General features: G+C 65.0%; 14 protein-coding genes and 1 riboswitch. Of the genes, 3 read left to right on the plus strand and 11 right to left on the minus strand.

The window, feature by feature from the left end:
• Window positions 1–501: HNH endonuclease signature motif containing protein (locus OQ789_RS19275; protein WP_324687702.1), on the plus strand; the 501-nt coding region annotated here is incomplete at its 5' end.
• Between the two features lie 112 nt (window positions 502–613).
• Here the strand turns inward: OQ789_RS19275 and OQ789_RS19280 are convergent.
• The 5 genes from OQ789_RS19280 to OQ789_RS19300 all read right to left on the minus strand — a co-directional run bounded on the left by OQ789_RS19280 (window position 614) and on the right by OQ789_RS19300 (window position 6,054).
• Window positions 614–1,936 (minus strand): aromatic ring-hydroxylating dioxygenase subunit alpha, encoded by a 1,323-nt coding sequence (locus tag OQ789_RS19280; protein ID WP_324687703.1) that lies wholly within the window; start codon window positions 1,934–1,936, stop codon window positions 614–616.
• A 5-nt stretch (window positions 1,937–1,941) separates the two neighbouring features.
• Window positions 1,942–3,702 carry an N-acyl-D-amino-acid deacylase family protein gene (locus OQ789_RS19285; RefSeq protein WP_324687704.1) on the minus strand — a complete coding sequence of 587 codons (1,761 nt, stop codon included), beginning with the start codon at window positions 3,700–3,702 and terminating at the stop codon, window positions 1,942–1,944.
• Between the two features lie 128 nt (window positions 3,703–3,830).
• Complete coding sequence (locus OQ789_RS19290; RefSeq protein WP_324687705.1) at window positions 3,831–4,967, minus strand: phosphotransferase; 1,137 nt, start codon at window positions 4,965–4,967, stop codon at window positions 3,831–3,833.
• Window positions 4,968–5,182: 215 nt separating this feature from the next.
• Window positions 5,183–5,617, minus strand: coding sequence for an ATP-binding protein (locus tag OQ789_RS19295; RefSeq protein WP_324687803.1), 435 nt, complete (start codon window positions 5,615–5,617; stop codon window positions 5,183–5,185).
• Between the two features lie 59 nt (window positions 5,618–5,676).
• The gene (locus OQ789_RS19300; RefSeq protein WP_324687706.1) at window positions 5,677–6,054 is read right to left on the minus strand and encodes an STAS domain-containing protein; all 378 of its coding nucleotides are present in this window, start codon (window positions 6,052–6,054) and stop codon (window positions 5,677–5,679) included.
• 527 nt (window positions 6,055–6,581) lie between these two features.
• Between OQ789_RS19300 and OQ789_RS19305 the strand changes: the two genes are divergently transcribed.
• The gene (locus tag OQ789_RS19305) at window positions 6,582–7,475 is read left to right on the plus strand and encodes a fructose bisphosphate aldolase (RefSeq protein ID WP_324687707.1); all 894 of its coding nucleotides are present in this window, start codon (window positions 6,582–6,584) and stop codon (window positions 7,473–7,475) included.
• A gap of 1 nt (window position 7,476) precedes the next feature.
• Here the strand turns inward: OQ789_RS19305 and OQ789_RS19310 are convergent, their stop codons facing one another.
• Both OQ789_RS19310 and OQ789_RS19315 read right to left on the minus strand, forming a co-directional pair.
• Window positions 7,477–8,556, minus strand: coding sequence for a DUF190 domain-containing protein (locus OQ789_RS19310; protein WP_324687708.1), 1,080 nt, complete (start codon window positions 8,554–8,556; stop codon window positions 7,477–7,479).
• A gap of 141 nt (window positions 8,557–8,697) precedes the next feature.
• Complete coding sequence (locus OQ789_RS19315; RefSeq protein WP_324687820.1) at window positions 8,698–8,997, minus strand: hypothetical protein; 300 nt, start codon at window positions 8,995–8,997, stop codon at window positions 8,698–8,700.
• Here OQ789_RS19315 and eno point away from each other — a divergent pair.
• Window positions 8,903–10,135 (plus strand): phosphopyruvate hydratase, encoded by a 1,233-nt coding sequence (eno, locus tag OQ789_RS19320; RefSeq protein ID WP_324687805.1) that lies wholly within the window; start codon window positions 8,903–8,905, stop codon window positions 10,133–10,135. The genes OQ789_RS19315 and eno overlap by 95 nt on opposite strands.
• A gap of 122 nt (window positions 10,136–10,257) precedes the next feature.
• Here the strand turns inward: eno and OQ789_RS19325 are convergent, their stop codons facing one another.
• The 4 genes from OQ789_RS19325 to ettA form a co-directional block, all read right to left on the minus strand.
• The gene (locus OQ789_RS19325) at window positions 10,258–10,500 is read right to left on the minus strand and encodes a hypothetical protein (RefSeq protein ID WP_324687709.1); all 243 of its coding nucleotides are present in this window, start codon (window positions 10,498–10,500) and stop codon (window positions 10,258–10,260) included.
• Between the two features lie 417 nt (window positions 10,501–10,917).
• A riboswitch (Fluoride riboswitch) is annotated at window positions 10,918–10,978 on the minus strand.
• Between the two features lie 310 nt (window positions 10,979–11,288).
• The gene (locus tag OQ789_RS19330) at window positions 11,289–11,786 is read right to left on the minus strand and encodes a hypothetical protein (RefSeq protein ID WP_324687710.1); all 498 of its coding nucleotides are present in this window, start codon (window positions 11,784–11,786) and stop codon (window positions 11,289–11,291) included.
• Between the two features lie 59 nt (window positions 11,787–11,845).
• Window positions 11,846–12,115, minus strand: coding sequence for a DUF211 domain-containing protein (locus OQ789_RS19335; RefSeq protein WP_324687712.1), 270 nt, complete (start codon window positions 12,113–12,115; stop codon window positions 11,846–11,848).
• 107 nt (window positions 12,116–12,222) lie between these two features.
• A complete protein-coding gene (gene ettA / locus OQ789_RS19340; RefSeq protein WP_324687806.1) occupies window positions 12,223–13,899 on the minus strand; it encodes an energy-dependent translational throttle protein EttA in 1,677 nt (558 codons plus the stop codon).
• Window positions 13,900–14,077: the final 178 nt, after the last annotated feature.

Here is a 14,077-nt window from a genome sequence, read left to right on the forward strand (position 1 = left end):
GCCTTGCATCGGGGTGCGCTGCTCTCTGATGCCGAGCGCCGCTATGTGACCTGCGAGGCCACCGCGGAGGTGTGGTTCGAGCGGGCCGGTGAGCCCCTGGGTGCCGGGCGGGCGACGCGGGTGATCAGCCGGCGGCTGCGCCGGGCGCTGGAGTATCGCGACCGCAGCTGTGTGGTTCCGGGTTGTGGCGCGACCCGGGGTTTGCACGCCCATCACCTGCGGCATTGGGAGGACGGCGGCCCCACCGAGTTGGCCAATCTGGTGCTGGTCTGCCCGTATCACCACCGGTTGCATCATCGCGGCGCGATCACCTTGACCGGGCCCGCCGACGCACTGCTGGTGACCGACGATGACGGCCGGGTGCTGAGCCCGGGATCGCTGGCGCGTCCACCCACCCAGCCCCCGCCCGCGGTGGCGCCGTGCCCGGGGCCTACCGGCGAACGCGCCCAATGGTGGTGGTATCAACCCTTCCAACCCCAACCACCCCCGGCCACCAACTAGCCCGGTCACCCCACACGGTATCGAAGTCCAAAACCGCTGGGGTACAGAATAATTCGGGACGGCAGCCAAACCGCTCCGCACGAACCCAAGGCAGGCCCGCGCGCGAAAATCTTCAGCCGCCGGTCATCCGCTCCGACTCGGGCAGGTCGAGGTAGCGCTCCAGATTGCGGTGCATATTGATCACCCGGCGTTCCTCGTTGGAGAGCACCAAGTGGGTCAGCCCGGGCTGATGCAGCCCACGCTGCAGACCCGGCAGCACCTTGAGGTCCTGGGTCAGCACGATGCCGGGTTCGGCCTCATCAGCCGTCATCCGCATGTCGGCCGGCTTGTTGTACGGCGCACCGGGGGCCATCCGAGCGGTCAAAAACATCGTCAGCTCACCGTGATCCGGGTCCGCGCCGGGCCGCGAGGTCATGATCGTCAGGTGGTCGGCGTTGACCAGGAACGTCATGTTCGGGAACACATTGTATTGATGCAACCGGGTGACCCGGTCGGTGTCGGCCCAGCCCAGATCCACCCCGCGCCCGGCCGCGAACTCGCGGGTGCGCGAGGCGATCAGGTCGGGCACCGTCTGACCCGGCTGCCGGTCCGCGCGAATCGGGGTGCCCTCGGCCGCGCCCATCAACATGCCCTGGGTGTAAACGTAAGCGTCCCAGACCTCTTCGTCGCTGAGTGCGCCCTCGAAACGCGGGCTCGGCACGCCGTAGGGCTGGTCGGACTTGCCCGCATGAATCCAAATCTGTTGTGGCGCGTGGATATCGTCGACGCAACGTAGTAACTCCGGGTGCAGCGTCTGAATGTGGTAGGTCTCGCTGTAGCCGTCGGCGATCGTCTTCCAGTTGGCCTCGACGTCCACGGTCAGCGTTGCGTAGCAGCGGAAGTCCTCGATGTGGCACCAGGCGATGTCGTCGGGAACCGCGTCCAGGTAGTCCGTCAACGGCATCGCATCGACGTCGAGGTTGACGAAGACCATGCCCGCGGAGGTCTCGACCCGCGCCGGCAGCAACGGAAAGTCGGACATGCGCAGCGCACCGAACCCCTTGCGGTTGGGCACCCGTTTCAGCGTGCCGGCCAGGTCCCAGGTCCAGCCGTGATAGCCGCACTTGAGCTCGCGGAGCCCCGAGCCCGAGCCCACGCACAGCGAGTTACCGCGATGCCGACAGGCGTTCTGGAAGGCGCGCAGCACCCCGTCGTCGCCGCGAATTATCAGCACTCCGTATGGGCCGCAACGGTATTCGAAGTAGTCGCCCGGTTGCGCCACGTGGTCGACCATGCAGGCGACCTGCCACACCTTCGGCCACATCCGCTCGACCTCGAGCGCGGCGAACGCCGGCGAGTAGTACCGCTCGGCCGGCACCAGGGTCGGCGACGCGGGCGGGACGCCGATCGCGTCCTCCGGGACGTGGGCGCGCGCCGGATTTCCGGCAACAGGCATGTCTCTCAGCGCGCTCCGCGGACCAGGCGGCCCGGGCGCGCCCCGGTGTCTACGTCCTTCCGACGGGTGACGGTCCCGCTGACGATAGTGGCCGCATAGCCACTGGCACCCTGCAGGATTCGGCGTCCGCCGGCCGGTAGGTCGAAGGCCATGGCCGCGGGGTGCAGCCTCAGCGCGTCCATGTCGATCACGTTCAGGTCGGCCTTCTTACCGCGCTCGATGGTGCCGCGGTCGGTGAGACCGAACAACCGCGCGGTGTCGCGGGACTGTTTGCGGATGACGTACTCCAGCGACAGCTTCTCGCCCCGGCGGCGGTCGCGCGTCCAGTGTGTCAGCAGGAAGGTGGGATACGAAGCGTCGCAGATCATTCCACAATGCGCGCCGCCGTCGGACAGGCCCAGCACCCCGGCCGGGTGCAGCATCATCTCGCGAATCGCGTCGCAGTTGCCGTCCGCGTAGTTGAACAGCGGCAGCATCAGCATCGATGTCGCGTCCCGCTCGAGCATCAGGTCGTAGAGGGTCGACAGCGGGTCCTCGCCGCGTTCCTTGGCGATCGCGGCCACCGTGCGGTCGGGCGTGGGTTCGTAGTCCGGCGGGTTGCCGATCGCGTAGAGCCGGCCCAGTGAGTGCTGCACCATCGCGAACATGCCGTCGAATATCTGCGACGGGTCGACGGGCAGGTCGTCCTCGGCCAGGATCGCGGCTTTGACGGCCGGCTCGGCCAGCCGTTGGGCGAGTTCCTCGCGGCTGCATTCCGCCTTGAGCCTGCGGTAGGTGGGCCGATGCGTGAAGCCGTGGTGCCCTTGGAAGCCGATCATCATGCCGAACGGGCGCGACGCGATCTGCGGGTGCAGCCGAGCGCCCTCGGCGGCTGCGGCGGCCGAGACGTCGAGCTGCTCGCGCCACAGGTTCGGGTCGGCGTCCACCTGGATCAGCGCGAAGGACACCGGCCGGTCGATCTCGGCGCTCAGCCGCCGCATCCAGTCGAGTTCTTTCTTGGGTCCGACGATGTCCTCGCCCGCCGCACCCTGCGGTGCCAGCTCGAACACCGCCTGGCCGCCGGCCGCCATCGCGCGGCCCAGGCCGAACAGCTCCTCCTCGGCGGCGAACGTGCCGGGCACCGGTTCGCCGTCCATCGCGGTGTGGGCCAGCGTGCGCGACGTCGAGAAGCCCAGGGCGCCGGCCTCGATGCCTTCCCGGACGAGCCTGCTCATCGCCTCGATGTCCTCTGGCGTGGCGGGTTCGTTGCGGGCGCCGCGTTCGCCCATGGCGTACGCGCGGACGGCGCCGTGCGCGATCTGGCTGCCGACGTCGATGGAGAACTGCTGCTTGCCGATTGCGTCGAGGTATTCGGGATAGGTTTCCCAGTCCCAGGTGATGCCCTCGGTCAGCGCGGTGCCCGGGATGTCCTCGACGCCCTCCATCAGCTTGATCAGCCAATCCTGGGTGCCGGGGCGCACCGGCGCGAAGCCGACCCCGCAGTTGCCGGTGACGATCGTGGTGACGCCATGGCCGCTGGACGGTTCCAGCAGGCCGTCCCAGCTGACCTGGCCGTCGTAGTGGGTGTGGATGTCGACGAAGCCGGGCGCCACCACATGCCCTGTCGCGTCGATGGTTTCGGCCGCCTCCCCGCCCATCGTGGGGCCGTCGGCGGCGCGGCGCACGACGTCGACGATCTTGCCGTGGCGGATGCCGATGTCGGCGAGATAGCGTTGGGCGCCCGTTCCGTCGACGACCGTGCCACCGATGATCTTCAGGTCGAACATGAGACTCCTCTTCGCCGTCGTGGGATGTCTGCGAGGGCATGCCGGTCGAGGCGCCAGCATTTCGCTACGGTTAGTAGCGTAACTCTTACTGTGACGAAGGCAATAGCCTCGGCTCAATTGGGCCGGTGTTACAGGGAGCGCTTGAGGGCGGCGACGGTATCCAGGTCGTCGAGCGCCGCCACGCCACGCCGCAGGCCTTCCATCGCGATGTTTTCGACCTGCATTCCGCCCATTCCGGCCGTGATCAGGGGCGCGACGTATGCGTAGAGCGCGCCCTGGCGGAACCGCAGCCACAGGTCGTCGCGGTCCAACTCGGGTCCACCGGCCGCCCTCAGCGCCCGCCGGTAGTCGTCGAGCAGTTCACGCTGGCTGGCCTGGCGGTCCTCCGGCGTCAGGCTGGTGATCAAGGTGTAGGCGATTTCGCGCGAGGGGTGGCCCCGGCGCACTGCCTGCCAGTCCAGCAGCCCGGCCTTGCCGCCGTGGAAGTACATGTTGCCCGGGTGGGCGTCGCCATGCATGACGGTGTGCGGCGGCCGGTCGGTGATCGTGGCGACGGCGCGGTAGTTGTCAGCGATGAAGCGGCCCGTGCCGACCGGCATGGTGGTGCGCTCGGCGAGACGCTTGATGGAGGTGTGCATCAGGGAACCGGTCAACAGCGAAGTGACGTCGCCCGACGGCGTATACAGCCATCCCGTCGGACCCTGCCCATCGTGCCGCAGACGGCCCCAGAACGCGGCGTGCAGTTCGGCCAGCAGCTCAATGATCGAACTCGCCTGATCGGCCGACAACGGGTGCAAGGTATCCGGAAATTCGCATGATTCGGCCGGCAGGTCCTCCAGGACCAGCAGGTACCGGCCCGTCCAGGCGTCGAACGTTGCGCCGTAACAAGAGGGGACGCCGGAGACACGCCGAGCGAGCTCACGGTAGAACCGCACCTCGGTATGCCCGAGGCGTCCGAGTTCGCCCATCAACCGGGTGGCGGCAGTCTGGGCCGCGACCTTGACGAACACCGATTCGGGGACGTTTGTGCCTGTCAGCACCAGCCGGCCACGCGAGGACGTCCCCGCGTCCCGGCTCAAAACGCGGATCGACCGAACGGTGGTTCCCATGACCCGGGAAAGCACCGCGGGATCTATTCCGTCGACCGTGCGCGGTAGACCGAACCTGTCTCCCACGACCGCGTCGGCGGCCACCCGGCCCGCACCCCGAGCCAGGTGAGCGGCCAAGCCGAGGAGAGAAATGGCTTGTCCCACGGAAGGTTTCATATCGATCCATCCTCATTTACGAGTCCGTCGCGGTGCTGTGCTCTCAACAGCTTTTCGAGCGCGATGAATCACATTGCAGCACAACGTCTTGGGCGCCTCGCTACCGGCGCCGGGCTCACCGCACTCGGGATGGATGAATCCCCGACGATGCTCCGGTGCTGCCGCGCGAAGGATGTATCCAGCAGGTTCTGGCGAAGCCGGACTGAGCGGGCGTTCTACGCCGGCCGCGTTAGGCGGTTCCAGGTCAGCGTGACGCGGGTGCCTTGCTGCGTGCGGTCGATGGCGACGCCGTCGGCGAGCGCCTCCATCAGCGGGATTCCGCGGCCGCGCATCTGCTGCTGGTACTGGACCGGCATTTTCTGCCGCCACCGGCCACGGTCGTCGACGGACACCGCCAGGGTGTCCGAATCGACGTCGTAGGCCGCCCGGACGTCGACCGTCCCGCGCTCGGCGGCGTCGATGTAGGCGAATTCCGCGGCATTGGCGATCGCCTCGTTCACCGCCAGGAGCAGATCACTGAAGCGGTCGCCATCCAGCGAGAAATGTCGTTCGAGCCACACCCCGAACTCGGCGCGGGTCTGGGCCGCGTTGCGTGCATCGGCGGCCACTCGCGTCCGCACGAAGCGGGATCGGTCATCGATGTTCGACACGTTATGCGGCTGATCAGAGCGGCCCATCGTCCCCAGCTGTGTCTCCACCTCGTCGATGCTCACTCACCGGCAAGACCGCTCAGTGCACCGTCGAGGGTGCTGTAGAGCGAGAGCACGCTGTCGATTCCCATCAGTTTGATCGGACGGCTGGTGGCCGAGCCGTTGGCGACCACCGCGAACTGCGTCGGCGGCTCAATCTCGGCCTGAGCGGTCACCAGGACGGTCATCCCGGCCGAGGCCAGAAAACCGACCTTAGTTAGATCGACGATCAGGGCCGCGGGCTTGGTGGCTGCCGCGGTCTGAATGGCGTCGGCCAGCAGCGGCGAGCTGAGCATGTCGACTTCCCCGGACACGGTGAGCACAATAGCCTGGTCTACCTGGTGTTTGCCCACTTCAAAAGCGGTTGGATCGACGAAGTCGCCGGATTGCTCGCCCATGGTCTATCACTCACATTCGGTCCCGTGCGGGACACCGCTAGCTCTGAAACAGCCACTGCCATATCCGGGGGCTGCTGATTCAACCCCTCGGTAACACGTTTGCCTACGGAGGAGACGCACCCCGTCGATCCGCACTACTAAAAGCAGCTACAGATACAAGTGTTTAGTCAATGGTAGGACACGCGGTGCATCCCGCTCAAAACGCCGAACGATTTCCGGTGCCGTGGTGTCGTCCGCAGGTGTGACGGCCGGCGCGGAAGTTGGCCGTGATGTGCTCGGAGCACCTACCCTCGGGCGTGTTGCTGGTGCAGCCCGCGATCGCTTCTCGACCGCACGGAGCGGTGGTGCACCCAAAGCCGCCACCGGGCAGGCAGGCGGAGACTGAGGCCCAGATCGCAGTCTGACGACCTGCCTGCTCGGGCGCGACGTGGCCGAATATGATCGGCACGATTCTGACTTGAGCGTGCGCCTGGTCGCCGGCCGTGCGCGCTGTGCCCGTGAGGGCCACGAGGAACGGGGAGAGTCCAATGTCGAACCAGCAGCAAGCGGACCGAATGACGTCGGGGAAGGGCTTCATCGCAGCGCTCGACCAGAGCGGCGGCTCGACGCCCAAGGCGCTGCGCCTCTACGGCATCGAGGACGGTGCGTATTCCTCCGAGACGGAGATGTTCGACCTGATCCACCAGATGCGCTCACGGATCATCACGTCTCCGGCGTTCACCGGTGACCGCGTGCTGGCGGCGATCCTGTTCGAGCAGACCATGGACCGTGAGATCGCGGGCAAGCCATCGACCACCTATCTGTGGGAGACCAAGGGCGTGGTGCCCATCCTCAAGATCGACAAGGGTCTGGCTGAGGCGTCGGACGACGTCCAGCTGATGAAGCCGATCCCGGGCCTCGATGAGCTGCTGGACCGAGCTGCCGGCTTGGGGGTTTTCGGCACCAAGGAGCGGTCGGTGATCGGCGGCGCCAACCCCGCTGGCATCGCGGCGGTGGTCGCCCAGCAGTTCGAGCTGGGCCACCAGGTGCTCTCGCACGGATTGGTGCCTATCATCGAACCCGAGGTCACCATCTCGATTTCGGACAAGGCGCAGGCCGAAGGCATCCTGCGCGACGCGATCACCAAGCAGCTCGACGCGGTGCCCGAAGGCCAGCGGGTCATGCTCAAGCTGAGCCTGCCGACCGAGGTCAACTTCTACCGTCCGCTGATAGAGCATCCGAAGGTGATGCGAGTAGTCGCCCTTTCCGGTGGTTACTCCCGCGAGGAAGCCAACGAGTTGCTGGCGAAGAACACGGGTTTGATCGCCAGCTTCAGCCGGGCTCTGACCGAGGGCCTGACCGCCGACCAGTCCGACGAGCAATTCAACGCCACCCTGGACAAGGCGATCCAGTCCATCTACGAAGCCTCCGTCGCCGGCTGACCTAGTAGGGGTGCTGAGCCATGCGCGGCAGCCAGTGTCCGCTGTCGCCCTCGTCGGAGACCAGCGCCGGAACCATTTCACTGGTCACCAAGCCCTCGTTCGTCGTCAATTCGTCGATGATGTCGAAGGACGCGGCGATGTTTGCTGGAGTGTCGATGACGATGGTGACGACGGGTACGCGGCGGGTCAGCGACAGCAGTTTGTCGCCGTGAGGCTGGTGATCCCCGTGGAAACCCCAGACGCCGCGTAACACGGTCGCGCCATCGGCGGTCTTGGCCTGGAGCAACCGCTGGACGATCGCGCGGTGAATCGGTGCACCATTGTGGTGCGCCGCCTCGGAGGTGTAGATAGTCAACTTCTGCCACAGTGGAAGGCCATGTTCGTCCACGCCGGGCAGGGCATGCGGTCGTTCCAGTAACTGACCGTCGCGCTTGCACACGCGGACCCGCTCGAGGGTGAACATGGGTCTACGGAGTAGCCCACCAATCTCCGGCAGCACGCGACCGATGTGGCCGCCAGAACCGACGGCCATGATCATCATCGGAACGTCGGCATTGCGGCTGAGGAAGTGGGCGCGTTGCCGTTGTCCCTGAGATACGCCGTCGACCCCCAGCAGCACCGTCACACCGGCGATTCGTCGCCGATACAGCAAATCGCAGATCGCGATATAAGCCGGCACCCCGTAAACGCGTTCCTTGCGTCCCACATAAATCGTCAACTTGACGGCTTCGCGCAGATCGTCGGGTAGCTCGGCAGGCGCGATATCGTCGCGCAGCAACCGTGCGCGCTCCAGGGTCGCCAGGCCGCGTTGCTTGATGGACAGCACCGGGTTGAGCAGCGGCTCGATCTTCGTTCTGGTGTCGACCGCAATGATGGCGACGGGCGGATCCTCTGACAGCGTCAAGGACTCGTCGGTGCGTAACAGGCGCATGGTGCCGAACCCGCTGATGCCGCGCAGGACGACGCTACAAGCAATGCGGTGCTGCTCATACAGCCCGAGCAGCACATCTGAGACAAAGCCGTCGTCTGTCCGCCGGCGCTCGGCCAAATATGTGGTGAGTTTCAGACAGTCTTCATCCACTGCCGCTCCTCAAGTGTTGGTATACAAGCGCTTTCACATCGCCCCGATGGGGACAACGCTCGGGCTCGTCCCTTCGCCGAAATACTACGCCCCAGGATGCGCATGTGATGAGTCGTCGATACCCGATTGTGGTGGAGTTCGCTACAACTCCGCATCGTCGAGGTGTCTCCCGATGCCGTAACCGGCTACTTGCCCCCGCTGGTAGTGTTTGTGTCCGATGGCGGTGGGGCTCGCCAGAATCGCGGCGCCGCGGAAACTGCTGTGGTTGCGCGCCAACGGTCCCTGGTCGGCTCGATGCAGGAGAACCGTTATGTCGGTAAGGTTTTCGGCCGTTTCGGCGATGGAGATGCTCGATTCGCGCGGGCGTCCCACCGTGTCGGTACGGATGGTGTTGTCCAATGGCCGCGAGGTCCGCGCCGGTGTGCCGTCGGGGGCATCCACCGGCAGCGGGGAAGCGGTCGAGCTGCGCGACGGTGACGCGGCGCGGTACGGCGGCCGTGGTGTTACTCAAGCGGTGTCACATGTCGGCAGCGCGATCGCCGACGCGATAGTGGGCCGCGCGTTCGACACCCTCGAGCAGCTCGATACCGAGCTGATGCGGCTGGATGGTACGCCGAACAAGTCGCGGCTGGGCGCCAACGCGATCGTTGGTGTGTCGATGGCGGCAGCGCGCGCGTTCGCCGCCGAGTCTCAGCAACCGTTGTGGCGGTGGCTGACACCCGACGGCGTGACGCCGCGCTTGCCGGTGCCGCATTTCAACGTGATAAACGGCGGTGTGCACGCCCCAAATCCGTTGGAATTTCAGGAGTTCATGATCGCCCCGGTGGGTGCTCCCTCGTTGCCTGAGGCGATTCGCGCCGGGGCTGAGGTCTATGCGCGGTTGCGCGCCACACTGCATGAGCGCGGGTTCGGCACAGGTTTGGGTGACGAGGGCGGCTTCGCGCCTGATATCGCATCCCCGGAGGAGGTGCTCACGCTGCTCGTCGAGGCGATCACAGCGGCTGGCTACACGGCTGGGCTTTCCGGGGTGGCGATTGCGTTGGACCCGGCGGCCAGCGAATTCCACCGTGACGGCAGCTACGAGGTTGGTGGTCAATCGCTTTCGAGTGGCGAGCTGATAGACCGGTATGCGCAAATGGTGGAGGAATTCCCGATCTGGAGCATTGAGGACGGCATGGGGGAGTCGGACGCCGACGGCTGGCGCGCGTTGACCGAACGGCTGGGTGAGAGCATCCAATTGGTGGGCGACGACAACTTCGTCACCGATCCGGCGCTCATCCGTTCGGCGATCGGCGCCGGAATCGCCAACGCGGCGTTGATCAAGGTCAATCAGATCGGCACGGTCAGTGAGACGATGGAGGCGCTGCAGGTGTGCCGCGAAGCCGGCTACGGAGCGATGATTTCGCACCGTTCGGGTGAAACCTGTGACGCTTTCATCGCTGATCTAGCCGTCGGATCCGGTTGTGGGCAAATTAAATCCGGCGCACCGGCACGCGGCGAGCGTGTCGCGAAGTACAACCGGCTGGCGGAGGTTGCCGCCGAGGCCCCCGATTGCGTGTTCGGTCTGCTGCCGCGCTGACGGCTCGACCGTGGTCTGCAAGGAGTCGGATCCGACGCCGTGGTGCACGCTCGGCGACACCAACGGCCGATGCTCAACTGCCCCAGAGATCGCCGTCCTGACCACCCAAAAGCGGGGTCCAGTCAGAACTCACGCATGATGCGAAACCCGAACAGCGCCACGCCATCGACGTCGACGAACACCCCATCAGCGGCGGACACTTCCGCACCCGCCCTCGAGCAATGCCGCGTGTCAACCGTGAGATTGTCTACGGATGCCGACCCTCCGGCAGCCGCACACGCAGCCTCATAGCTGTCGTAGACCGAGACTGTGCGCGAACGGCCGGTGCAGGTGTCGGCGAAATTCGTGACGGTCAATACATACATCTTCGACGCGGTCTCCTTATGGACCCTGTTCAGACAGACGATGCGTATTGCATGGTCGCTGACGACCGGATAGCCGAATCCGCCAGTCTTCCTGTGGAATTACTGACATTGGTCGATGCCGGCGATGTGAACCGAGCTGCAGTCGCTGACTTGGATCTGCGCCGGCGCTTGCACCTGGCGTGCCCCACCACGACGCCGCCGGGCGGCTTCCAGCTAGCGATCGGACCATCCCGGGAACACGTGGATTCAATTCGTCGAGCAGGTTGACGCCGGTCAGCGCGGGGCGCGTTCCCTCCTGCCGCCGCAGTCGTCAGAGCCTCCTGCAGTGTCCTCGCCGACGTCGGTATCGGAAAAGCGCAAGTGTCCATGGCTGCCTCCCCTGCCTCGACGCAGACATTGTCCGCGCGATGCATGTGGTACAGGGTAGAAGCCATCAGCGCCTCAGGCGCGAGCGGCGAGCTTCATCGCCAACTGCGAAAATTCTTGCGGTCGTTGTCATTCTAGCAGCGCAGCACGTCAGTACACCAGATGCGGCCGGCAGGACAGTCGACTAACGGCCTCGAAGGGGAATTGACCGCTCAGCAGCCGGGGGCGAGATCGCATCTTCAAACAGAAGCTACGCAGTTGTCGCCCTCATCGGATGGCCTCGAGCCCTTCGAGCCCAAGGGTTTGGCGCGTGATGCCACTTGTTGTGGCAGAGATCAGAAAACAACGGAAACGGCCGGGTGCATTTCGCCTCGCGAACCTCAAAGCGGGCCGGTGATGTGGTGCGCGGACCGGGCATCTTGTCAAACGAGGTCCACCTGCACGCCGACGATCGTTACCAAAACGCCCGCGACGACGAGGGCGCCCGCCCACACGAGTCGACGACCGCCCACATGGGTTCCCAACACCACACCCAGGCCTCCCAAGGCAGCGACTGACACCACGAGCGCGATCCAAGAAAACCGCGGCACCATCGTCCCGACGATCAAGGGGAGTGCGGCACCGGCGAAGCTGGCCGCTCCCGCCACCGCCGCGGCAAAGGCCGATTCGCGAAAGACTGCCTTACCCAGGTTCGTAGCCGCCAATCGGCCGGATCGGGTGAACATCAGCTGGCGTTCGGCCCGCAACAACGCCAGTCGATTCTGCGTGTATTCCGCGACGAAGAGTGTCACTACAGCCGAAACAAGGGCGACAGTGCCGACTTGCAGGCTCAAGCCCAGGCTCAGGCCGACACCACGTAGCACTGATGCCGCCGCCAGGGTGAGCGCATTGAGGATTCCATCCGAGACGCCAAGCGCCACCGCGAAGACCAGCCTTCCTGAGCGCCGCAGGCGCGTCGCCCGACGGCGAAGCAGAGCATTCACCGGGTGCGAGGCACTCGTTCGATGATGCGGTCGCCCACAACGAGCTCGTCGACGCTGTGCACCGCCGCGCCCGCCTTCTCGATCTGCCTCATCAATTGCGCGGCGTCGATGGAATCACCTTCAACCGTAACCTCGAGACCGACCGTTTCCAGGTCAATCTCAGCGACGGTGATGTTGAGCGCCTCAACCCCGGAAACGTCGTTGATCGCCGCAGCCAATTCCAACAGATCCGGTCTGGTAATCGCCTTATCGACGTCCAACTGCATACGACGAATGTTCATCGCGGCTCCTCTGCTCGGCTGAGCCTCCTGACGACAGAGGCTCGATAGTGGTTGTGCACGTTCAGGTCTGAGATACCTTCTGATGCTTTGATTCAGTCGCGGGTGAGTCGACGATGGGTGACACGATGGGGCCGAGCCGCGTCCGGACCAAGCCTTGCAACCTTGCGCTGTTCGTAGCCGGCGAAGTTTCCCTCAAACCAATACCACTGTGCGGGGGATGTCTCGGTGCCTTCCCAGGCCAGGATGTGGGTGGCAACTCGATCGAGGAACCACCGGTCATGGGCAGTGACGACGACGCAGCCGGGAAACTCCATGATGGCGTTCTCCAGTGATGCCAGGGTTTCGGTGTCCAGATCGTTGGTGGGTTCGTCCAGCAGGAGCACATTTCCCCCCTGTTTGAGAGTGAGCGCCAGGTTGAGTCGGTTGCGTTCGCCGCCCGAGAACAGACGCGCGGGCTTCTGCTGATCGGCGCCCTTGAACCCGAACGCGGCGATGTAGGCGCGCGATGGCACCCGCACCGATCCGATCTGCAATACATCATCGCCGCCCGAGACAACTTCCCAGGCCGTCTGACCGGGATCGATGTTGGCCCGGTTCTGGTCCACGTATGAAATCCGCACCGTCTCACCGATTCGGATCGTGCCGCTGTCGGGCTCCTCGTGACCGGTGAGCATCTGAAACAGGGTGCTCTTACCCACACCATTGGGGCCGATCACGCCCACAATGCCGTTGCGTGGCAACGAAAACGACAAGTCGTCAAAGAGTTGACGGTCGGCGAATCCTTTGTTCACGTGTTCGACTTCGATGACCAGACTGCCCAGTCTTGGACCGGGTGGGATGTGAATCTCGTCGAAGTCGAGCCGGCGGGTCTCGGCCGCTTCGGCCGCCATCTCTTCGTAGCGGTTCAGTCGCGCGCTGCTTTTGGCCTGGCGCGCCTTGACACTCGCGCGTACCCACTCCAATTCACGCTGCAACTGGCGCAGCTGTTTGGCATCCTTGCGGCCCTCCACCTGTAGGCGGGCAGCCTTGGTGTCCAAATAGGTTGCGTAGTTCCCCCGGTAGGGGTAAGCATGACCGCGGTCAAGCTCGAGAATCCAACCGGCGACATTGTCGAGGAAGTAGCGGTCATGTGTGACCGCGATGACCGTTCCCGGGTAGGCAGCCAAATGCTCTTCCAGCCACTGCACACTCTCGGCGTCGAGATGGTTGGTTGGCTCGTCAAGTAACAGTAGGTTGGGCTCCTGTAATAGCAGGCGGCACAGCGCTACTCGGCGTCGCTCCCCGCCGGACAACTCTTCGATGCCGGCATCGGGTGGCGGGCACTGCAGCGCGTCCATCGCCTGGTTGAGACGAGTATCGAGATCCCACGCATGGTGGAGATCCAATTGCTCTTGCAGCGTGCCCATTTCGGCCAGCAACGCGTCATCGACTTCATCGGCTAACCGGGCGGTGATGTCACCGAAGCGCGCCAGCAACGCCTGGGTGTCGGCGACGGCCCCCCTAATATTGCCCAGTACATCCTGGTCCTCGTCTAGCACCGGTTCCTGCGCCAACAGTCCTACCGAGGCGTCCGGCGCCAACCGCGCGTCACCATTCGAAGGCTGCTCGAGTCCAGCCATGACCTTCAGCAGTGTCGATTTACCGGCCCCATTGGGGCCGACGACGCCGATCTTGGCGCCCGGCAAAAACGAGAGGGTCACATCGTCGAGGATGACCTTGTCGCCGCGCACCACACGCGCCCGATTTAGCTGATAGATCCACTGCACGATGGTCTCCTGCTACAAGTCGATGCTCGTCTCAGGAACCATTGGCGGTCGCCCATCACTTGTGACCGCAGTTGAGGAAGCGGGTCCCACCGCCAACTTTCTCCTCAAGCCTAGCCGGTGTTGCGCGGCTCCTGCTAGCGTCAAAGCCAGCCGCGATGACAGGTTTCGCGGTCGGCGATGA

Origin of the sequence: Mycobacterium sp. 94-17 (genome assembly GCF_035617725.1) — a bacterium.
GTDB lineage: Bacteria > Actinomycetota > Actinomycetes > Mycobacteriales > Mycobacteriaceae > Mycobacterium.

What these genes read in the sequence shown, in the direction of transcription:
- eno (WP_324687805.1), top strand. Translation starts at nt 8,903, where the DNA reads ATGCTCGATTCGCGCGGGCGTCCCACCGTGTCGGTACGGATGGTGTTG.
- OQ789_RS19300 (WP_324687706.1), bottom strand. Translation starts at nt 6,054, where the DNA reads ATGGGCGAGCAATCCGGCGACTTCGTCGATCCAACCGCTTTTGAAGTG.
- OQ789_RS19335 (WP_324687712.1), bottom strand. Translation starts at nt 12,115, where the DNA reads ATGCAGTTGGACGTCGATAAGGCGATTACCAGACCGGATCTGTTGGAA.
- OQ789_RS19290 (WP_324687705.1), bottom strand. Translation starts at nt 4,967, where the DNA reads ATGAAACCTTCCGTGGGACAAGCCATTTCTCTCCTCGGCTTGGCCGCT.
- OQ789_RS19285 (WP_324687704.1), bottom strand. Translation starts at nt 3,702, where the DNA reads ATGTTCGACCTGAAGATCATCGGTGGCACGGTCGTCGACGGAACGGGC.
- OQ789_RS19305 (WP_324687707.1), top strand. Translation starts at nt 6,582, where the DNA reads ATGTCGAACCAGCAGCAAGCGGACCGAATGACGTCGGGGAAGGGCTTC.
- OQ789_RS19280 (WP_324687703.1), bottom strand. Translation starts at nt 1,936, where the DNA reads ATGCCTGTTGCCGGAAATCCGGCGCGCGCCCACGTCCCGGAGGACGCG.
- OQ789_RS19325 (WP_324687709.1), bottom strand. Translation starts at nt 10,500, where the DNA reads ATGTATGTATTGACCGTCACGAATTTCGCCGACACCTGCACCGGCCGT.